The 19146-nt window shown below is 65.4% G+C and carries 17 protein-coding genes; 13 read left to right on the top strand and 4 right to left on the bottom strand.

Annotation, left to right across the window (positions count from 1 at the left end):
* Positions 1-2: 2 nt before the first annotated feature.
* Complete coding sequence (gene rplS / locus KVG96_RS19480; RefSeq protein WP_063322826.1) at positions 3-353, top strand: 50S ribosomal protein L19; 351 nt, start codon at positions 3-5, stop codon at positions 351-353.
* Positions 354-479: 126 nt separating this feature from the next.
* Here rplS and KVG96_RS19475 read toward each other — a convergent pair whose 3' ends face one another.
* A complete protein-coding gene (locus tag KVG96_RS19475) occupies positions 480-2288 on the bottom strand; it encodes a cation:proton antiporter (RefSeq protein WP_217893522.1) in 1809 nt (602 codons plus the stop codon).
* An 80-nt stretch (positions 2289-2368) separates the two neighbouring features.
* Between KVG96_RS19475 and xerD the strand changes: the two genes are divergently transcribed.
* The 7 genes from xerD to KVG96_RS19440 all read left to right on the top strand — a co-directional run bounded on the left by xerD (position 2369) and on the right by KVG96_RS19440 (position 9702).
* Positions 2369-3265 carry a site-specific tyrosine recombinase XerD gene (xerD, locus tag KVG96_RS19470; protein WP_217893521.1) on the top strand — a complete coding sequence of 299 codons (897 nt, stop codon included), beginning with the start codon at positions 2369-2371 and terminating at the stop codon, positions 3263-3265.
* 289 nt (positions 3266-3554) lie between these two features.
* A complete protein-coding gene (dsbC, locus tag KVG96_RS19465; protein ID WP_085581245.1) occupies positions 3555-4286 on the top strand; it encodes a bifunctional protein-disulfide isomerase/oxidoreductase DsbC in 732 nt (243 codons plus the stop codon).
* 132 nt (positions 4287-4418) lie between these two features.
* The gene (locus KVG96_RS19460; RefSeq protein ID WP_085581247.1) at positions 4419-5723 is read left to right on the top strand and encodes a homoserine dehydrogenase; all 1305 of its coding nucleotides are present in this window, start codon (positions 4419-4421) and stop codon (positions 5721-5723) included.
* Between the two features lie 105 nt (positions 5724-5828).
* Positions 5829-7238 carry a threonine synthase gene (gene thrC / locus KVG96_RS19455; protein WP_217893520.1) on the top strand — a complete coding sequence of 470 codons (1410 nt, stop codon included), beginning with the start codon at positions 5829-5831 and terminating at the stop codon, positions 7236-7238.
* 122 nt (positions 7239-7360) lie between these two features.
* Entirely contained in the window at positions 7361-8737 is a 1377-nt protein-coding gene (locus tag KVG96_RS19450) for a transporter substrate-binding domain-containing protein (RefSeq protein WP_217893519.1), read from the top strand.
* 112 nt (positions 8738-8849) lie between these two features.
* The gene (locus KVG96_RS19445) at positions 8850-9257 is read left to right on the top strand and encodes a response regulator (RefSeq protein WP_217893518.1); all 408 of its coding nucleotides are present in this window, start codon (positions 8850-8852) and stop codon (positions 9255-9257) included.
* Positions 9258-9420: 163 nt separating this feature from the next.
* A complete protein-coding gene (locus KVG96_RS19440; protein ID WP_217893517.1) occupies positions 9421-9702 on the top strand; it encodes a DUF3509 domain-containing protein in 282 nt (93 codons plus the stop codon).
* Between the two features lie 173 nt (positions 9703-9875).
* On the opposite strand, the gene KVG96_RS19435 is transcribed toward KVG96_RS19440, so the two are convergent.
* Both KVG96_RS19435 and KVG96_RS19430 read right to left on the bottom strand, forming a co-directional pair.
* Positions 9876-10769, bottom strand: coding sequence for a TIGR02285 family protein (locus tag KVG96_RS19435; protein WP_217893516.1), 894 nt, complete (start codon positions 10767-10769; stop codon positions 9876-9878).
* Positions 10770-10782: 13 nt separating this feature from the next.
* Positions 10783-11982, bottom strand: coding sequence for a CaiB/BaiF CoA transferase family protein (locus KVG96_RS19430; protein WP_217893515.1), 1200 nt, complete (start codon positions 11980-11982; stop codon positions 10783-10785).
* 146 nt (positions 11983-12128) lie between these two features.
* Between KVG96_RS19430 and KVG96_RS19425 the strand changes: the two genes are divergently transcribed.
* The 4 genes from KVG96_RS19425 to KVG96_RS19410 all read left to right on the top strand — a co-directional run bounded on the left by KVG96_RS19425 (position 12129) and on the right by KVG96_RS19410 (position 16474).
* Positions 12129-12671, top strand: coding sequence for a YaeQ family protein (locus KVG96_RS19425; protein ID WP_085581262.1), 543 nt, complete (start codon positions 12129-12131; stop codon positions 12669-12671).
* A 52-nt stretch (positions 12672-12723) separates the two neighbouring features.
* Positions 12724-14433: a single-stranded-DNA-specific exonuclease RecJ gene (recJ, locus tag KVG96_RS19420; RefSeq protein WP_217893514.1), complete on the top strand. Its 1710-nt coding sequence runs from the start codon at positions 12724-12726 to the stop codon at positions 14431-14433.
* A gap of 307 nt (positions 14434-14740) precedes the next feature.
* Complete coding sequence (locus tag KVG96_RS19415; protein WP_217893513.1) at positions 14741-15847, top strand: NADH:flavin oxidoreductase/NADH oxidase; 1107 nt, start codon at positions 14741-14743, stop codon at positions 15845-15847.
* A 93-nt stretch (positions 15848-15940) separates the two neighbouring features.
* A complete protein-coding gene (locus KVG96_RS19410) occupies positions 15941-16474 on the top strand; it encodes a GNAT family N-acetyltransferase (RefSeq protein ID WP_217893512.1) in 534 nt (177 codons plus the stop codon).
* A gap of 152 nt (positions 16475-16626) precedes the next feature.
* Here KVG96_RS19410 and KVG96_RS19405 read toward each other — a convergent pair whose 3' ends face one another.
* A complete protein-coding gene (locus KVG96_RS19405; protein ID WP_217893511.1) occupies positions 16627-18258 on the bottom strand; it encodes a glucan biosynthesis protein D in 1632 nt (543 codons plus the stop codon).
* Positions 18259-18665: 407 nt separating this feature from the next.
* Here KVG96_RS19405 and KVG96_RS19400 point away from each other — a divergent pair, with 407 nt between their 5' ends.
* Positions 18666-18848 carry a hypothetical protein gene (locus KVG96_RS19400; protein WP_085581272.1) on the top strand — a complete coding sequence of 61 codons (183 nt, stop codon included), beginning with the start codon at positions 18666-18668 and terminating at the stop codon, positions 18846-18848.
* The last annotated feature ends 298 nt before the right edge of the window (positions 18849-19146 follow it).

The raw sequence follows: 19146 nt of genomic DNA, 5'->3' as shown, positions 1-19146 counted from the left end.
GCATGACCAACAAAATCATCCTTGCACTCGAAGCAGAGCAGATGACCAAAGAGATCCCTACCTTTGCACCGGGCGACACCGTTGTCGTTCAGGTTAAAGTGAAGGAAGGCGACCGTTCCCGTCTGCAGGCGTTCGAAGGCGTTGTCATCGCCAAGCGTAACCGCGGCGTGAACAGTGCGTTCACCGTTCGCAAAATCTCCAACGGTGTTGGCGTAGAGCGTACTTTCCAGACCTACTCCCCGCAGATCGACAGCATGGCTGTCAAGCGTCGCGGTGACGTACGTAAAGCCAAGCTGTACTACCTGCGCGACCTGTCGGGTAAAGCAGCCCGCATCAAGGAAAAACTGGCTTAATCCAGTCTCCGATGCAGAAAAAAGCAGCCTACGGGCTGCTTTTTTGTTGCCCGTCGTTTATCCACAACGGCTTTGTCGCCATCGCCGGCAGGCTGGTTCCCACAGGGGGGGCGCGAAGGCGTCAGATCAGGCTCCACCGGTTTCCGGCTGGATCAACGCCAACAACGTCCACCCCGGCCCCGGCTTCAGCGCGGCCTCGGGCGTCACTGCATAAACCCAGCCGCTGTCGTCACGCATGAACAGCAGGGTCGCCCGGTTGCCGTGCAGCGCCCGGTAATCTTCCCAGCCGAAGCCGTCGGTCAGCGTCGTGCTGTAGAGCTCGGCCCCTTGGCTGAGCAGGCTGGCCAGCTTGGCGTAGGTCAGCGGCTCGCTGCCCAGCTGATTTCCCCGGTGTTCAAGGCTGGCCCGGTGCTTGGCGCTGCGACGGCTTTCCTGGCCGCTGGCCAGACCGAACAGGCGCTGATGGCCGAAGTCATGCCGAAAGCGCATGGCCGCCAGCGTATTGAGCTCGCCCGAGGGCGACAGCGCCAGCAAGTGCCCCAGCCCCACCAGATCCAGATGGGCATCGGCGTGCTGCGAGGCGGGGTTGCCGAAGTAGGTCGGCAGGCTTTCCATGCGGGCGGCGCGGATGTTCTCCCAGCTCGAGTCGGTCAACAGCACGCGGCTGCCCAACTGCTGCAGCGCCTTGCCCAGCAGGCGTGCCGGGCCGTTGGCGCCGACGATCAGGAAACCGCTGGGCGCGGGCTCCGCGACCTTCAGCAACCGTGCCAGCGGTCGGGCCGTCGCGCTCTGCAGAACCACGGTGCCGATGATCACGGCAAAGGTCAGCGGCACCAGCAACAAGGCGCCTTCGTGCCCGGCCTCGTCCAGGCGGATGGCGAAGATCGCCGACACGGCGGCAGCGACGATCCCCCTGGGAGCGATCCAGCACAGCAGTGTCCGTTCGCGCCAGCTCAGGCTGGAGCCGGCCGTGCTCAGCAGCACGTTCAGCGGTCGGGCGATCAGTTGGATCACCAGCAGCAAGATCAGCACCAACGGCCCGAGCCCGATCAGGGCGTCGAGGTCCAGCCGCGCCGCCAGCAGGATGAACAGCCCGGAAATCAGCAGCACGCTGAGGTTTTCCTTGAAGTGCAGGATGTGCCGCACATCCACGCCTTTCATGTTGGCCAGCCACATGCCCATCAGCGTCACCGCCAGCAGGCCCGATTCGTGCGTCACCTGGTTCGCCGCGATGAAGATCCCCAGCACCGCCGCCAGCGACGCGAGGTTGTGCAGGTACTCCGGCAGCCATTGACGCCGGATGACCGTGCCCAGCAGCCAGCCGCCGGCGATGCCGAACGCGCTGCCGCACAGGATCACGCCGCCGAAGGTCAGCAGGCTTTGCCGCAGGCCCTGGCCTTCGGCGCTGGCGATGATGAAGCTGTAGACCACCACCGCAAGCAGCGCGCCGATGGGGTCGATGACGATGCCTTCCCAACGCAGGATGTTGGCGATCGAGGCCTTGGGGCGCACCACCCGCAGCATCGGCACGATCACGGTCGGTCCGGTGACCAGGGTCAGGCTGCCGAACAGGGTCGCGAGCAACCAGTCGAACCCCAGCAGCCAATGGGTCGCCAGGGTGATGACGATCCAGGTCGCGAGGGCGCCGAGGGTCACCAGGCGGCGGACGACGCTGCCGATCTCGCGCCACTCCGACAGGTGCAGGGTCAGGCTGCCCTCGAACAGGATCAGGGCCACCGCCAGCGACACCAGCGGCATCAGCAGCGGGCCGAACATCTCCTGCGGATCGAGCCAGCCCAGCAGCGGACCCGCCAGGATTCCGGTCAACAGCAAGAAGAGGATCGCCGGCAGCTTGAGGCGCCACGCCAGCCATTGGCAGCCCAGGGCGGCGGCGCCGATGCCGCCGAAGGTCAACAGAATCTGCTGCTCGTTCATGAGTGCGACGGTTCCTTGAAAGGGCGGGCTATGAAAGACTAGCGGCCATTTTCAACGTTCACTCTTTATTTGCGCGCACCATGCCAGCCATCGACCATCCGCTGATTGACCAATTCCTCGACGCCCTGTGGCTGGAAAAAGGCCTGTCCGACAACACCCGCGATGCGTACCGCAGCGATCTGGCGCTGTTCAACGGTTGGTTGCAGGAGCAGCACCTGGAGCTGATCAACGCCGGTCGCGAACTGATCCTCGATCACCTGGCCTGGCGTCTGGAGCAGAACTACAAGCCTCGCTCCACCGCCCGTTTTCTCTCCGGCGTGCGGGGGTTCTACCGCTACCTGCTGCGAGAGAAACTGATCGCGGTGGATCCGACCCTGCGGGTCGACATGCCGCAATTGGGCAGGCCGTTGCCCAAATCGCTGTCGGAGGCTGACGTGGAGGCGCTGCTGGCCGCCCCGGACCTGAGCGAGCCCATCGGCCAGCGCGACCGCGCCATGCTGGAGGTGCTGTACGCCTGCGGCTTGCGGGTGACCGAACTGGTCAGCCTGACGCTGGAGCAGGTCAACCTGCGCCAGGGCGTGCTGCGGGTAATGGGCAAGGGCAGCAAGGAGCGCCTGGTGCCGATGGGCGAGGAGGCCATCGTCTGGGTCGAGCGTTACCTGCGCGACGGCCGCAACGAACTGCTCGGCGGGCGCCCCAGCGACGTGCTGTTCCCCAGCCTGCGCGGCGAACAGATGACGCGCCAGACCTTCTGGCACCGGATCAAGCACCAGGCCCAGGTCGCCGGGATCGGCAAGTCGCTGTCGCCGCACACCCTGCGCCATGCCTTCGCCACCCATCTGCTCAACCACGGCGCGGACCTGCGGGTGGTGCAGATGCTGCTCGGCCACAGCGACCTCTCGACCACCCAGATCTACACCCACGTCGCGCGCGCGCGGCTGCAGGACCTGCACGCCAGGCACCACCCGCGGGGCTGACCGCACCCTTCTGCGGCCGCCATCGCCAGCAGGCTGGCTCCCATGGTGTGCACACCGCAAGACACTGTGGGAGCGGGCTTGCCCGCGAAGGCGTCGGTGCATTCGCCACCGTCGCTGTCCGAGCCACCGCTGCCACCGGTTTCGGGGCGGGCCACGTCTTGCGACAGGCGCATTCGGCCACGGGGGCCTTATGTGTTAGGCTTTGGCGGTTTGTACGATGAACGGTTATGACCCGGTGCCGCGGCACGGGCGTTCTGGCCGTTCCATCTGTCCGCCTTCAGGAGTTCCCATGCGTCTGACCCAGATTTTCGCGGCCGCCGCCCTCGCGTTGGCCAGCACCTTTGCCGTCGCCGACGATGCGGCGGAGAAAGCCATTCGCCAAAGCCTGGAAAACCTCCAGCTCGACGTGCCGGTCGACACCATCAGCGCCAGCCCGCTGCCAGGCCTTTACGAGGTCAAGCTCAAGGGCAGCCGTGTGCTGTACGCCAGCGCCGACGGCCAGTACATCGTCCAGGGCTACATGTTCCAGCTCAAGGACGGCAAGCCGGTCAACCTGACCGAGAAGACCGAGCGCCTGGGCATCTCCAAGCTGATCAACGCGATCCCGGTGGCCGAAACCGTGGTCTACCCGGCCGTGGGCGAGACCAAGTCGCACATCACCGTGTTCACCGACACCACCTGCCCGTATTGCCACAAGCTGCACGCCGAAGTGCCTGAGCTGAACAAGCGCGGCATCGAAGTGCGCTACGTGGCGTTCCCGCGCCAGGGCCTGGGCTCGCCGGGCGATGAGCAACTGCAGGCGGTGTGGTGCTCCAAGGACAAGAAGTCGGCCATGGACAAGATGGTCGACGGCAAGGAGATCAAGGCCGCCAAGTGCGATAACCCGGTCTCCAAGCAGTTCGCCCTCGGCCAGTCGATCGGCGTGAACGGCACACCGGCCATCGTATTGGCCGACGGACAGGTCATTCCGGGCTACCAGCCTGCGCCGCAAGTCGCCAAACTGGCGCTGGGCGCGAAATAAGTCCGCATCGTCACGGTCCGCCGTGACGAGCGTGGCCCGGCGGCGACATGGCCGGGCCGTCAACAGAGAGCCGCGATTGCGCGGTTGTTTTCACGGCCGGCCTCGCGTCGGCCGTTTCATGGGGAGTTCACAGTGAAACCGGTCAAAGTAGGCATCTGTGGGTTAGGGACCGTCGGTGGCGGAACCTTCAACGTACTTCAGCGCAACGCCGAGGAAATCGCTCGTCGTGCCGGGCGTGGGATCGAAGTGGCACAAATTGCCATGCGCACGCCAAAGCCTCAGTTCCAGACGACCGGTATTGCGATTACCAACGATGTCTTCGAAGTGGCCACGAACCCTGAGATCGACATCGTCATAGAGCTGATGGGCGGCTATACCGTTGCCCGCGAGCTGGTACTCAAGGCCATCGAGAATGGCAAGCATGTGGTCACCGCGAACAAGGCTCTGATTGCCGTTCACGGTAATGAAATTTTCGCCAAGGCCCGCGAGAAAGGCGTGATCGTGGCATTCGAAGCGGCGGTGGCCGGTGGCATTCCGGTGATCAAGGCGATCCGTGAAGGCCTGTCCGCCAACCGCATCAACTGGGTCGCCGGGATCATCAACGGCACCGGCAACTTCATCCTCACCGAAATGCGTGAGAAGGGTCGCACCTTCGAAGACGTGCTGGCCGAGGCGCAGGCGCTGGGTTATGCCGAAGCCGATCCGACGTTCGATGTCGAAGGCATCGACGCAGCGCACAAGCTGACGATCCTGGCGTCCATCGCGTTCGGTGTTCCGCTGCAGTTCGACAAGGCCTACACCGAAGGCATCACCAAGCTGACCACCGCCGACGTGAACTACGCCGAAGCGCTGGGCTACCGCATCAAGCACCTGGGCGTGGCGCGCAGCACCGCGGCCGGCATCGAATTGCGCGTCCACCCGACGCTGATTCCGGCCGACCGCCTGATCGCCAACGTCAACGGCGTGATGAACGCGGTGATGGTCAACGGCGACGCCGCCGGCTCGACCCTGTTCTACGGCGCCGGCGCCGGCATGGAGCCGACCGCCTCGTCGGTGATCGCCGACCTCGTGGACGTGGTTCGCGCCATGACCTCCGACCCGGAAAACCGCGTGCCGCACCTGGCCTTCCAGCCGGACTCGCTGTCGGCCCATCCGATCCTGCCGATCGAAGCCTGCGAAAGCGCGTACTACCTGCGCATCCAGGCCAAGGACCATCCGGGCGTGCTGGCCCAGGTGGCGAGCATCCTGTCGGAGCGCGGCATCAACATCGAATCGATCATGCAGAAGGAAGCCGAGGAACACGACGGCCTGGTGCCGATGATCCTGCTGACCCACCGCGTGCTGGAGCAGCGCATCAACGACGCGATCGCCGCCCTCGAAGCCCTGGCGGGCGTGGTCGGCCCGGTCGTGCGGATCCGCGTCGAATCCCTGAATTAACAGCAGCGGCAAGCGGCAAGCGGCAAGCGGCAAGACAAAAGCAGTCCGGCTTTTCCTTGCTGCCTGCAGCTTGAAACTTGCGGCGCAAACCGAAGGTTTGAAAACATGCGTTATATAAGTACCCGCGGCCAGGCACCGGCCCTGAATTTCGAAGACGTCCTGCTGGCCGGCCTCGCCACCGACGGCGGCCTGTACGTCCCGGAAAACCTGCCACGCTTCACCCAGGAGGAAATCGCTTCCTGGGCCGGCCTGCCGTACCACGAACTGGCTTTGCGCGTGATGCGCCCGTTCGTCACCGGCAGCATCGCCGACGCTGATTTCAAGAAGATCCTCGAGGAAACCTACGGTGCCTTCGCCCACAGCGCCGTCGCGCCGCTGCGTCAGCTGAACGGCAACGAATGGGTGATGGAGCTGTTCCACGGCCCGACCCTGGCCTTCAAGGACTTCGCCCTGCAACTGCTCGGCCGCCTGCTCGATCACGTGCTGCAAAAGCGCGGCGAGCGCGTGGTGATCGTCGGCGCCACCTCCGGCGACACCGGCTCGGCCGCCATCGAAGGCTGCAAGCGCTGCGAGAACGTCGACATCTTCATCCTGCACCCGCACAACCGCGTGTCCGAGGTGCAGCGCCGGCAGATGACCACGATCCTGGGCGACAACATCCACAACATCGCCATCGAAGGCAACTTCGACGACTGCCAGGAAATGGTCAAGGCCAGCTTCGCCGACCAGGGCTTCCTCAAGGGCACGCGCCTGGTGGCGGTGAACTCGATCAACTGGGCGCGGATCATGGCCCAGATCGTCTACTACTTCCACGCGGCCCTGCAGTTGGGCGGGCCAGCGCGTTCGGTGTCGTTCTCGGTGCCGACCGGCAACTTCGGCGACATCTTCGCCGGCTACCTGGCGCGCAACATGGGCCTGCCGATCAACCAGCTGATCGTCGCCACCAACCGCAACGACATCCTGCACCGCTTCATGAGCGGCAACCAGTACGTCAAGGAAACCCTGCACGCCACGCTGTCGCCGTCGATGGACATCATGGTGTCGTCGAACTTCGAACGCCTGCTGTTCGACCTGCACGGGCGCAACGGCGCCGCGATCGCCGGCCTGATGGACACGTTCAAGCAGGGCGGCGGCTTCAGCGTCGAGCAGGAGCGCTGGACCGAGGCGCGCAAACTGTTCGATTCGCTGGCGGTGGACGATGCGCAGACCTGCGAGACCATCGCGCAAGTGTTCGAGCAGACCGGCGAAGTGCTGGATCCGCACACCGCCATCGGCGTCAAGGCCGCGCGGGAATGCCGCCGCAGCCTGGACATTCCGATGGTGATCCTGGGCACGGCGCACCCGGTCAAGTTCCCGGATGCGGTGGAAAAAGCCGGTGTAGGAAAAACTCTCGAACTGCCTGCACATCTTTCTGATTTGTTTGAAAGAGAAGAACGCTGCACCGTCCTGCCGAACGAGCTGAAATCCGTGCAGGCCTTTGTCAGCCAGCATGGCAACCGCGGCAAGCCGCTGTAAGCCCGAAAAGCTGTCACATTTTGAAGCCCGTCCGATGACGGGCTTTTTCATTCCTGCGTGCCACACTGCCCGGGTTTTCGCCCCAGCAAAGGACGGGTGAGTCGATCACGAAGGAAGTGGCAATGCTGTTCTACAGAAAAATGAAGTCGGCGCTCGGCGGCCTGTGCCTGGCGGCGTTGCTGGCGGGGGCCCCGGAAGGGAAGGCGGCGCAGCTGGCCACGCACGAAGGGGGCGCACCGCCGCCCGCCGCCCTTGAGCTGGACGCCGCCGAGCGCCAGTGGATCCGCGACCATCCCGAGGTGGCGGTCGCATCGGTGCAGTACCCGCTGTACCTGTTCCAGGACGAGCACGGTCACTGGAGCGGGTTGAACAACGACGTGCTCCAGCGCATCGGCGCGATGACCGGACTGGCGTTTGTCCATCGCGAATCGTTCTCCACCGAGCAGATGCTTGAGCGGCTGGAAAGCGGCGCGGCGGACATCAGCACGACACTGGCGATGAACGACGAGCGCAAGGCGTTCCTGGATTTCAGCCACGCATTCGGCGGGGCGGGCTGGGTGTTCGTCGGAAGGGCCGGCGCGCCGCTGCTCACGTCGCTGGAGCAGTTGGCCGGCCGGGTGCTGGTGTTGCCCGCCCGGCATGCCCTGGAGGAAGCGATCCGCCGCGAGTACCCGGCCATCCGGGTGCGCTCGGTCAAGACCTATGCCGAAGCCCGGGCGCTGGTGGAGAGCGGGGAGGCGCACGCCACCATCGAGAACGAGATCGGCGCCCAACTGTACCCGTCGGGGCTGCTCAAGGTGGGCGGCGTCGTCGAGGGCCGCTGGGAGGCGGATCACCTGGCATTGCGCAAAGGCCAGCCCGAGCTGCTGGGGATTCTCAACAAGGCCCTGGAGGCCTTTCCCGCCGAGGAGCTGCGGGCCATCCGCCTGAGGTGGCTGGGCGGCATCGCGCCGCCGCCCAAGTCCGGCTTCTGCTACCCGCTCAGTTGGTGGGGATGCTGGCTCATGTTCTTCGTGGGCGTGTTCGGCGTGCTTTCGATGCTCTGGAACCGCCGGCTGAGCGCCGTGATCCGGCAGCGCCTGGACGTCGAACGGCATCTGGGCGACCAACTCGCCTTTCAGCGGGCCTTGATCGATGCCATGCCCGATCCGGTGTTCGTGCGGGATCCGGAAGGGCGCCTGGTCATGTGCAACAAAAGCTACGAGGAGAGCCTGTCGACCCGGTTCGACCGGGTGCAGGGGCGTCGGTTGATCGACGTGGACACCCTGCCGGAATCGACCGCGCGGATGCTGCACGACGAGTTCATGGCGCAGATGGGATCGCGCAAGACCCGCTTCAGCAAACGCCGGCTGCTGTTCAAGGGCGGGCTGAAGGATATCTATCAGTGGACCGTGCCCTTCTACGGCGTCGATGGCCAGTTGCGTGGCCTGGTGGGCGGCTGGACAGACATCAACCAGCGCAAGGCAGAGGGCGGGGCGGAATGCCCGCGAAAAAACTAGGAAACGTCCTATAAAGCGCGACCACTTTTCTGATGGGCGTCTGAAGGGGGGCTGCCCTAGAGTGGACGGCACATGCGGTGAGAGTCCGCGATTGTCGTCCCGGAGGCCGTCCATGCGCGCGCTCAAGATCCTGATACTTGAACACAACCCTTTCCGGCTGATGGCGCTGCACCAGATGCTCAACGCCGTCGGCATCTACGATGTGCTGACGGCGCCGTCGCTCGCTTCGGCGCTCCGTTCGCTCAAGTGCCGGGGCACGGTCGACATCGCCATCTGCGATCCCCAGCTCAAGGGCGGCGACGGCCTGGCGCTGATCCGCCACTTGGCGCTCGAGAAGCGGGCGCGGGGGCTGATTCAGCTGGGCAATGTCGCGCCGAGCCTGTCGGCGGATCTCGACGCGCTGTGCCAGGCCCATGAACTCGTCCTGTTGGGGCGGTTGCAGTCGCCGGTGTCGGCGGTGCTGATGCGGGGGCTGCTGGATCGTTACCTCCAGACCGCCAGGCAATCGGCGAGCGCCTGAGCGGGCGGTTATGTTCCTGTCATCTTCGCCGCGCATGCTCTGATGCATTGGCGATGCGCAGGTCCGGAGGTTCTGCCGGCAGAACTTTCTTCCCGGATCGCAGGTCATTCACGGTATACACGCCCAAGGCACTTCGCTGCCGGACGAACGAGTGGAGATCCAGATGGAAAGTATCAGTCTTTTGCTGGGCGAGGCGCTGAGCCCCTATCAGGTAACGGTGACGCCGAGCGGTCATAACGGCGATTGTCAGGTGACGCTGAAGAACCCCGAGGGCATCGTCGTGCTGAAGCGCGGATTCAACCGGGCCCAGTTGGGCGACAGGCGCCAGCTCACGGATGTCGTCGACGGCCTGCACCGCGACCTGCTGATCGCCGAAGGGCGGCTGGAGCCCTGCGTCATCGCAGCCTTGCGCAACGCCGGCGGGGTTCGTCCTCCGGCGCTCTGAGCGCGAAGGCAATTTTGTGGGAACCTTCCTGCGTTCCTGTCAGTCAGACCCATGTCAGCAGGATCAAGCATTGTGCTCCGGTGTTTGTCGCCTGCTGTCACGAGGCTTTGTTGAAGGCCACGTTTGACCCCGAGATGGCTCCCCACTTCTCGGGGTTTCTTTTTGCCCGCCGTTCAGGGCGCCGACTGCTGCCGGAAGAACAGCCGTGCCTGCTCGAGGTAGTCTTCGCGCATGTCGGGATCCAGCCAGTCGGCGTACAGCCGGTTCAGGTGCTCATGGGGGAGGGTGCGCAGCAATTGGTCGATCTCGGTGATCGCCTGCCGGCCCTGGGTGGTGTCGGTGCAGCCGACGTGGCTCGACAGGTACTTGTCCGCGCCGAGGATCGGAAAGAACAGCAGTTCCTCTTCGTCGATGTCGGCCTGGCGGGCCTGGTAGCGGATCTCCGGCCAGTAGCCCAGCACCACCTGCAACCGACCCAGGCGCTGCATGGACAGCAGGCTGCTCACGGCATCGTTGCCGTAGTGCGGGGTCAGGGCATTGGCCGGAGCCTGGCGCAGCAGGGTGTCGAGGTAATCGCCGTAGCTGCGTTCGGCCACCACGCCGACCTTTCTCTCGCCGCTGGCCAGCAGCGCCGTCAGGTCGACGGCGCCGTCGGCCAGGAACGGCGTCAGCACTTCGCGGTCCCGGCGCCGAACCACCAGGCCGTTGCTGACCGCCCGGACGGCCGGTATGGAAAAGGCGATCCACTGTGCCCGCTCCTTGTTCCAGAGCATCGAGGGGTCGCAAGCGAAGGGGTGCTCATGGAGCATTTGCAGGCCGCGGGCGCGGTTGACCCGCATCAGCGTGTGTTCGTACTGCGGCATGCCGGCGATCAGCATCGGCATGAGTTGATCGATCACGCCCTGGCCCTTTTTCGGGCCTTCGAAGATGGTCAGCGGCGGCAGGTCGCGCAACAGCCAGATCAGCGTGGGCTTGGCCTGGGCCCAGGCCGGGAGCGCCAGCAGGAAAAGCAGGCCGAACAACCGCCACGTCCACCAGTGACGGGCGCGGTTGTGCGTTCGGTTCATCCGGGGCTTCAGCTTAAATGGCTCCGTCTTCGCGCAGCCGGGCGATCCGTTCGTCGTCGTAGCCAAGACCCTTGAGCACCTGTGCGTTGTGTTCACCCAACTGCGGCCCGACCCATTCGGCGGTGCCGGGCGTTTCAGAGAGTTTCGGCACGATGCCCGGCATCTTGAAAGGCTTGCCGTCCGGCAGGCGGGCCTGCAGGAACATTTCCCGGGCCAGGTACTGCGGATCGCTGAACATGTCTTCGGCGCTGAAGATGCGGCTGGCGGGGACGTCGGCCTCGTTCAGCTTCTCCAGCACCTGGGCCAGCGGCAGTGAATTGACCCAGCGGTCGATGACTCCGTACAGCTCGTCACGGCGGCCGTCGCGCCCGTCGTTGCCGGCCAGCGTCGGGTCGTCGGCCAGGTCGTCGCGGCCGATGGTTTGCATGAAACGCTTGAAGATCGCATCGCCGTTGGCGCCGATCTGCACGTGCTTGCCGTCGGCGCTGGTGTGGATCGACGACGGGGTGATGCCGGGCATGATGTTGCCGGTGCGCTCGCGGATGAAACCGAACACGTCGAACTCCGGCACCATGCTTTCCATCATGGCGAAGATCGCCTCGTACAGCGCCACATCGACCACCTGGCCGAGGCCGCCGTTGACCTCGCGGTGACGCAGGGCCATCAGGGCGCCGATCACCCCCCACAACGCCGCGATCGAGTCACCGATGGAGATGCCGGTGCGCACCGGCGGCCGGTCCTCGAAGCCTGTGATGTAGCGCAGGCCGCCCATGGACTCGCCCACCGCGCCGAACCCCGGCTGGTCCTTCATGGGACCGGTCTGGCCGAAGCCGGACAGGCGCACCATCACCAGTTTGGGGTTGAGCGCGTGCAGGGTGTCCCAGCCCAGGCCGAGTTTCTCCAGGACGCCCGGGCGGAAGTTCTCGATCAGGATGTCGGCCTCGCCCAGCAGCTGCTTGAGGATCGCCAGGCCGTCCGGGTGCTTGAGGTTCAGGGTCAGGGACTTCTTGTTGCGGGCCTGGACGAACCACCACAGCGACGTGCCTTCATACAGCTTGCGCCACTTGCGCAGCGGATCGCCGCCGTCCGGCGATTCGACCTTGATCACGTCGGCGCCGAACTCGCCGCAGATGCGCGAGGCAAAGGGGCCGGCAATCAATGTACCCAACTCGATGACTTTCAGACCGCTGAGCGGTTTGCTGGAGAACGGCATGCTGAATCCTGTAGGACAAGGCGTGGCGGATACAGCGTTTTAACATAGCCGGCCGTCAGACGCGCAAGGTTGATCGCCATCAATTCGTGGATTGCCTGCGGCATCGGTTAGACTGGCCGACTTTCCACGTCTCAAGAAGCCCGTCCATGGCCCAGCCGTCCACCACCTACAAATTCGAACTGAACCTCACCGACCTCGACCGCAACGTCTACGAGAGCGTGAAGCAGACCATCGCCCGTCACCCTTCGGAAACCGAGGAACGCATGGCCGTTCGGCTGCTGGCCTACGCCCTCTGGTACAACGAGAACCTGTCGTTCGGCCGTGGTCTGTCGGACGTGGATGAAGCCGCGCTGTGGGAAAAGAGCCTGGACGACCGCATCCTGCACTGGATCGAAGTCGGCCAGCCGGACGCCGAGCGCCTGACCTGGTGCTCGCGCCGCACCGAACGCACCAGCCTGCTGGCCTACGGCAGCCTGCGCGTGTGGGAAGGCAAGGTGGTGCCGGCGGTCAAGACGCTGAAGAACGTCAACATCGCCGCCGTGCCGCAGGAGGCGCTGGAAGCGCTGGCCACCGACATGCCGCGCGCGATCAAGTGGGACGTGATGATCAGCGAGGGCACGGTGTTCGTGACCGACGACCGCGGTCAGCATGAAGTCCAGCTGACCTGGCTGCTGGGCGACCGCGGCTGAGGCCGTACCGCTCACGGATTCCCACTCATTCAAGAGAATTGCCTGTCGTCCCATGCGTATCGAACCTCGCCCGTTGCCTGAAACCCTGCCTTTCCTCGGCGATTTGCCGCCGCTGCTGACCCGCCTGTACGCGGCGCGGGGCGTGCAGTCCGAGGCGGAACTGGACAAGAGCCTGGCGCGGCTGATTCCGTTCCAGCAGCTCAAGGGCATCGAAGCGGCGGTGGATCTGCTGGTGACGGCGCTGGACCTTCGGCAGCGGATCCTGATCGTCGGCGACTTCGACGCCGACGGCGCGACCGCCAGCACCGTGGGCGTGCTGGGCCTGCGTCTGTTGGGGGCGGCCCATGTGGATTACCTGGTGCCGAACCGTTTCGACTACGGCTACGGCCTGACCCCGGAAATCGTCGAGGTGGCCAAGACCCGCGAGCCGCACCTGCTGATCACGGTGGACAACGGCATCTCCAGCGTCGACGGCGTGGCGGCGGCGAAGCAGGCCGGGTTCAAGGTGCTGATCACCGATCACCACTTGCCCGGCGACGAGCTGCCGCAGGCCGACGCGCTGGTCAACCCGAACCAGCCCGGCTGCGAATTCCCGAGCAAGGCGCTGGCCGGGGTCGGGGTGATTTTCTATGTGCTGATGGCCTTGCGCGCGCGCCTGCGCAGCCTCGGCCGCTACGACAGCCAGCCGCAGCCGAACATCGGCGAACTGCTGGACCTGGTGGCCCTGGGCAGCGTCGCCGACGTGGTGCCGCTGGACGCCAACAACCGGATCCTGGTGCATCAGGGGCTGGAGCGGATCCGCGCCGGGCGCGCTCGCCCGGGGATCAAGGCGATCCTGGAGGTGGCCAAGCGCGACGCGTCGCGCATCACCTCCACCGATCTTGGCTTCATCGTCGGCCCGCGCCTCAACGCGGCCGGCCGGCTGGACGACATGAGCCTGGGCATCGAGTGTCTGTTGACCCAGGATGCCGCACTGGCCCGGGAAATGGCCGCGCAGCTGGATGGCATGAACCAGGACCGCAAGTCCATCGAGCAAGGCATGCAGCGTGAGGCCATGGCCCAGCTCAAGGACCTGCCGGTGGAGTCGATGCCGTTCGGCCTGTGCCTGTTCGACCCGGAATGGCACCAAGGGGTGATCGGCATCCTCGCCTCGCGGATGAAGGAGCGCTATCACCGCCCGACCATCGCCTTCGCCGATGCCGGCGACGGCTTGCTCAAGGGCTCGGGCCGTTCGGTGCAGGGCTTCCACATCCGTGATGCCCTGAGCGTGGTGGCGGCACAGCATCCGCACCTGATCACCAAGTACGGCGGCCACGCGATGGCGGCGGGCCTGACCTTGGCGCAGGAGCATTTTCCGCTGTTCGCCGAGGCGTTCGACGCGGAAGTGCGTCGTCAGCTCCGTGAGGAGGACCTCACCGGGCGCCTGCTGTCGGACGGTACGCTGGCGGTCGAGGAGTTCCACCTGGAACTGGCCCGTGCCTTGCGCCATGCCGGTCCCTGGGGGCAGCATTTCCCGGAGCCGCTGTTCCATGGCGTGTTCCAGTTGGTCGAGCAGCGGGTGGTCGGCGAGCGGCACCTCAAAGTGGTGCTCAAGAGCGAATGCGGTTCGGTGAAGCTGGACGGCATCGCGTTCGGCATCGACCGCGACATCTGGCCGAACCCGACCATCAAGTGGGTGGAACTGGCCTACAAGCTCGACCTCAACGAGTTCCGGGGCAATGAGACCGTGCAACTGATGATCGCCCACATCGAGCCGCGCTAGCGCCAAGGGCTTTGTGGCGAGGGCGCTTGCTCCCGCCCGGCGGCGCCGCCGTCGTCAACTGTTGCCCGCGGATTGGGGCGGCTTCGCCGCCCGGCGGGAACACGCTCCCTCTCCACAGGGCAGCGAAAGCTTGCGGGACGCCGCCATCCTCCCCGGATGTCGTCTAGGCTCTAAACACTGCTTGATTGGCCTTGTGACGTCTTGTCGAGTTTTTTGCCCGCGGGGGCGGGCGCTGCATCCTTTCCTGTCACTCGTCGACTTTTCAAACAGAACCCTGGAGCCTGCCCACTGAATTGAGAGGTGCCCCATGAGTCTGCTGCTTGAGCCCTTTACCCTTCGCCAACTGACCCTGCCCAACCGCATCGCCGTGTCACCGATGTGCCAGTACTCCAGCGTCGACGGCCTGGCCAACGACTGGCATCTGGTGCACCTCGGCAGCCGCGCGGTGGGCGGCGCCGGCCTGGTGTTCACCGAAGCCACGGCCGTCACCGCTGACGGCCGGATCACCGCGCAGGACCTCGGCCTGTGGAACGACGAGCAGATCGAACCCCTGCAACGCATCACCCGGTTCATCACCGCCCAGGGCGCCGTGGCCGGCATTCAGCTGGCCCATGCCGGGCGCAAGGCCAGCACCTTCCGCCCGTGGCTGGGCAAGCACGGCAGCGTCAAGCCGGCGGACGGCGGCTGGACGCCGGTGGGGCCGTCGCCGATCGCCTTCGACCCGCAGCACACCCAGCCCCGGCAGCTTGATGAAGGGCAGATCGCCGAGGTCGTCCAGGCCTTCGTCGCGGCAGCCAGGCGAGCGCTGGCGGCGGGGTTCAAGGTGGCCGAGGTGCATGCCGCCCATGGCTATCTGCTGCATCAGTTCCTGTCGCCGTTGAGCAACCAGCGCCGGGACCAGTACGGCGGCTCGTTCGAGAACCGCATCCGCCTGGTGCTGCAAGTCACCGAGGCGGTGCGGGCGGTGTGGCCGCAGGAGTTGCCGGTGTTCGTCCGGGTGTCGGCCACCGACTGGGTGGAGGACGGCTGGAACCCGGACGAAACCGTGGAGCTGGCGCGGCGCCTGAAGGCCCTGGGCGCCGATCTGGTCGATGTGTCGTCGGGCGGCACCGCCGCGAACGCCGAGATCCCCGTGGGGCCCGGCTACCAGACCCGGTTCGCCGAGCGGGTGCGCAAGGAGTCGGGGATTTCCACCGGCACCGTGGGCATGATCACCGAGCCGGCCCAGGCCGAGCACATCCTGCGCACCTGTCAGGCCGACATCATCTTCCTTGCCCGCGAACTGCTGCGCGACCCTTACTGGCCGCTGCACGCCGACGACGACCTGGGCGGGCGCAAGGCGACCTGGCCGGCGCAGTACCAGCGCGCAACCCACCGCGACCAGCCGATCCACGAGTCTGACCTGCGGGATTGATCGCAGGCCCGCTGCGGCCTATAAAGACCCGCCGCAGGTACGGCGGGTTTTTTCTGGCCCGCCGAAACGTGAACGCAAAGGAATGAGCCCCGCATGCTGACCGAACGCGCCCTGACCGAAGGTGATCTGCCGCTGTTGGCGCTGATCGACCGCACCGAACTGATCGAACAGTGCTATCGCCTGGAGAACGGTGAACTGGTGCTGTACCCGGTGCACTACGACATGCGCGGATGGCCGGAAGGCGAGGCCCGGCGCGATGCGCTGACGCTGGCGGAGTGCTTGCGGCGCGGCGGCTGGTTCCACGGGGTGTTCGACGGGGAGGCGCTGGTGGCGGCGGCGGTTGTGGATAACCGGGTCCTGCGCAACGGGAACCTGCGCATGCGCCAGTTGAAGTTCTTGCACATCAGCCATGGCTGGCGGGGGCGCGGGCTGGGCTCGCGGCTGTTTGCCCTGGCCTGCGGGCAGGGACGGGAAACGGGGGCGCAGGCGCTGTACGTGTCGGCCACCGAGTCGCGCAATACCGTGGAGTTCTATCTGCGCCAGGGGTGCCGGTTGGTGGAGCGGCCTGATCCCGAACTGTTCGAGCTTGAGCCGCTGGACATTCACCTGTATTGCCCGCTGGACTGAGCCGGCTGCCGGCGACGATGTCGGACGCAGGGCCCCTTCGCCGGCAGGCTGGCTCCCACAAGGAACCGGGGTGAATGCGGAGTCTGCGGTCACCGCAAACCCTGTGGGCGCCAGCCTGCTGGCGATGGCGCCGGTCAGGGCGCCGCAAAGCCTCAGGTGTACTTGCGCTTGTCCGGCGCCGGCGGGAAGTACTGGTACAGCCAGGTCTCGCTCAGCGTGCGGTCGTTGGTGCGGATGAACAGGCGCAGTTCCACCGGATCCACGCTGTCGTTGGTCGGGTACCAGTCGAACAGGATCCGGTAGCCCTTGATGTCGTCCAGCGCCAGCACGCTGAAGTCCTGCACCTTGCCGTTGGAGCAGGTCACCACCGGTTCGATTCCGGTGCCCTGGGGCAGGCGCTCCAGGCCGCCGCCGGTGAAGTCCACGGCAAAGCGGCGGGCCCAGACCTCAGGGTAGTGCTCGCCCGGCGCCCAGCCCTCGGTGAAGCCGCCCATGCCGGAGCGGGTTGCATGCACCCGTGCCAGCGGCGTGCCGACCGGCGGCAGGGCGCTCCAGTAGAGCTTGTAGCCGTAGTTCAGCGAGTCGCCGGCGGCCACCGGTTTCTTCGGCGTCCAGAAGGCCACGATGTTGTCCATGGTCTCGCCGGTGGTCGGGATCTCCAGCAGGTCGACCGAACCTTCGCCCCAAGGGGTCGTCGGCTCGACCCACAGGCTCGGGCGACGGCTGTACCAGTCCACGGTGTCCTGGTAGTTGGCGAACTCGTGGTCGGTCTGCACCAGGCCGAAGCCTTTCGGATCCTTGTCGGAAAACGCGTTGAACTGCAGGGTCGCCGGGTTGTTCAGCGGACGGCAGATCCACTCGCCGTTGCCGCGCCACATGGCCAGGCGGTCCGAGTCGTGGATCTGCGGGTGGATGGTGTCGCACATGCGCCGTTCGTGGGTGCCGCAGCTGAACATGCTGGTCATCGGCGCGATGCCCAGCTGGTCGATGGCGGTGCGGGCGTTGACGTGGGCGTCGACCTCCATCACCACGCGCTCGGCCTGGCAATCGATGTCGAAGCGGTAGGCGCCGGTGGCGCTCGGCGAGTCGAGCAGGGCGTAGACCACGAAGCGGGTGGCGTTCTGCTCAGGGGTCTCGAACCAGAACTTGGTGAAGTCAGGGAATTCTTCGCGCTTCTTGGCGTAGGTGTCGATGGCCAGGCCCCGGGCCGACAGGCCGTATTGGCCGGTGGCGTCCACCGCGCGGAAGTAGCTGGCGCCGAGGAACGACACCACGTCGTGGCGATCCAGCTCCGGCGCCTTGAACAGCTTGAAGCCGGCGAAGCCCAGGTCGCCCTTGAGCTGCTGGGTGTCGACCGAGGTGTTTTCGTAGTTGAACAGCGACGGCCGGAAGTGCACCTCGCGGGCCATGCGGGTCTTGGCATCGACGCTGTACATGCGCACCGGCTGGCGAAAGCCCATGCCGACGTGGAAGAACTGCACGTCGAGCTGGCCCTTGTTGTCCTTCCACAACGAATGCTCGCCGTCGTAGCGGATGGCGTTGAAGTTCTGCGGGGTCATGGTCGCCAGGGTCGGCGGCAGCACTTGCTTGGTGTCCTGGTAGCCGCTGCTGGCCAGTTGCTTGGCCTGACGCTTGAGCGTCTCGAAATCGAAGGCCTGGGCTTCGCCGTCGGCGGCGCCGCTGCCGTTGGCGGCCCAGGCGCGGGCAGCCAGCAGGCCGCTGGCGGAAAGGCCGGTGTAGGCCGCAATGGCCATGGACGCTTTGAGCAAATTCCTGCGGTGCATAAGTACAACCTGTCGTGGGCAATCCCGCGCCTTTCCTGGCACGTGCTGGATCAGAGATGAGGGTTCGGACAAGCCTTCGGCCAAACGCTGCGGACTATAAACAGATGCGCGCTAGCTTAAACCGTTCGCTTGAATTGCAAAATTCGTTGATAGCACGGCGCTAGCGTCTCAATGAAACAAGACGTTACGGTTAATTTGTCCGACAGGGTTTTCTGATTTAGAGGGCATTTCTGCTTTTTTCGATTAATTACTCTAAAAACCGCTTTCCAGCGCCGATTAAATTTCTATCCTAGGGGCATGGCCGGCCACGGTCCGTCGGGCCGGCGGGGGCTCAGATCGCTCCTGAAGGGAGCAGGGCGATGCGGTTTTCAGGAAATTCTTTGACGTATTGGAGAAGGACATCGTCCATGGCAAAAGCACAAGGCATCACCGAAATGTTGGGCATCTTTCCCTGCCTGGGCAGCCGGCGAAGACGCAGGCTCAGCTCCGAGGAACTGAAACTGGTGGAGCGCTACCGCGAGCTGTCGGAAAGCGACCGGATCGCGATGCGTTACCTGGTGGACGCGATGCGCAGCGTTTCGCGATTCTGAGCTGCAAGGCAACCCGCCGCGCCCGGCGCGGCGGGTTCACCAATCCTGTGGGCGTTCTGTGCGTTGGTGCAGAATGCGCAGCACCTGTACCTGGCCTTGCACCAACCGGTAAGGCGCTACGAAGGGATACCGGCTCACCACCCGTTCGCGGATATCAGGCATGACGGAGTGGTGCCAGCGTCAACCGGGGAGCGTGCGACGGCTGACGAAACTGTAGCGGCCGTTGCCGTCTCAGCGCGCCTGATTGTGTTGCGAAAAATGAGTCGTCCCGAAAGACCGCCCCGCAGCCTCCACCGCT

This window comes from Pseudomonas ekonensis (genome assembly GCF_019145435.1).
In the GTDB taxonomy this organism is placed as follows: domain Bacteria; phylum Pseudomonadota; class Gammaproteobacteria; order Pseudomonadales; family Pseudomonadaceae; genus Aquipseudomonas; species Aquipseudomonas ekonensis.
The sequence above is the reverse complement of the archived record's forward strand: the minus strand, read 5'-3'. Positions and strand labels throughout refer to the sequence as shown.

What these genes read in the sequence shown, in the direction of transcription:
- KVG96_RS19475 (WP_217893522.1), bottom strand. Translation starts at nt 2,288, where the DNA reads ATGAACGAGCAGCAGATTCTGTTGACCTTCGGCGGCATCGGCGCCGCC.
- KVG96_RS19435 (WP_217893516.1), bottom strand. Translation starts at nt 10,769, where the DNA reads ATGAACCGAACGCACAACCGCGCCCGTCACTGGTGGACGTGGCGGTTG.
- xerD (WP_217893521.1), top strand. Translation starts at nt 2,369, where the DNA reads ATGCCAGCCATCGACCATCCGCTGATTGACCAATTCCTCGACGCCCTG.
- KVG96_RS19425 (WP_085581262.1), top strand. Translation starts at nt 12,129, where the DNA reads ATGGCCCAGCCGTCCACCACCTACAAATTCGAACTGAACCTCACCGAC.
- KVG96_RS19445 (WP_217893518.1), top strand. Translation starts at nt 8,850, where the DNA reads ATGCGCGCGCTCAAGATCCTGATACTTGAACACAACCCTTTCCGGCTG.
- KVG96_RS19430 (WP_217893515.1), bottom strand. Translation starts at nt 11,982, where the DNA reads ATGCCGTTCTCCAGCAAACCGCTCAGCGGTCTGAAAGTCATCGAGTTG.
- KVG96_RS19400 (WP_085581272.1), top strand. Translation starts at nt 18,666, where the DNA reads ATGGCAAAAGCACAAGGCATCACCGAAATGTTGGGCATCTTTCCCTGC.
- rplS (WP_063322826.1), top strand. Translation starts at nt 3, where the DNA reads ATGACCAACAAAATCATCCTTGCACTCGAAGCAGAGCAGATGACCAAA.
- dsbC (WP_085581245.1), top strand. Translation starts at nt 3,555, where the DNA reads ATGCGTCTGACCCAGATTTTCGCGGCCGCCGCCCTCGCGTTGGCCAGC.
- KVG96_RS19450 (WP_217893519.1), top strand. Translation starts at nt 7,361, where the DNA reads ATGCTGTTCTACAGAAAAATGAAGTCGGCGCTCGGCGGCCTGTGCCTG.
- recJ (WP_217893514.1), top strand. Translation starts at nt 12,724, where the DNA reads ATGCGTATCGAACCTCGCCCGTTGCCTGAAACCCTGCCTTTCCTCGGC.
- KVG96_RS19415 (WP_217893513.1), top strand. Translation starts at nt 14,741, where the DNA reads ATGAGTCTGCTGCTTGAGCCCTTTACCCTTCGCCAACTGACCCTGCCC.
- KVG96_RS19410 (WP_217893512.1), top strand. Translation starts at nt 15,941, where the DNA reads ATGCTGACCGAACGCGCCCTGACCGAAGGTGATCTGCCGCTGTTGGCG.
- KVG96_RS19405 (WP_217893511.1), bottom strand. Translation starts at nt 18,258, where the DNA reads ATGCACCGCAGGAATTTGCTCAAAGCGTCCATGGCCATTGCGGCCTAC.
- KVG96_RS19440 (WP_217893517.1), top strand. Translation starts at nt 9,421, where the DNA reads ATGGAAAGTATCAGTCTTTTGCTGGGCGAGGCGCTGAGCCCCTATCAG.
- thrC (WP_217893520.1), top strand. Translation starts at nt 5,829, where the DNA reads ATGCGTTATATAAGTACCCGCGGCCAGGCACCGGCCCTGAATTTCGAA.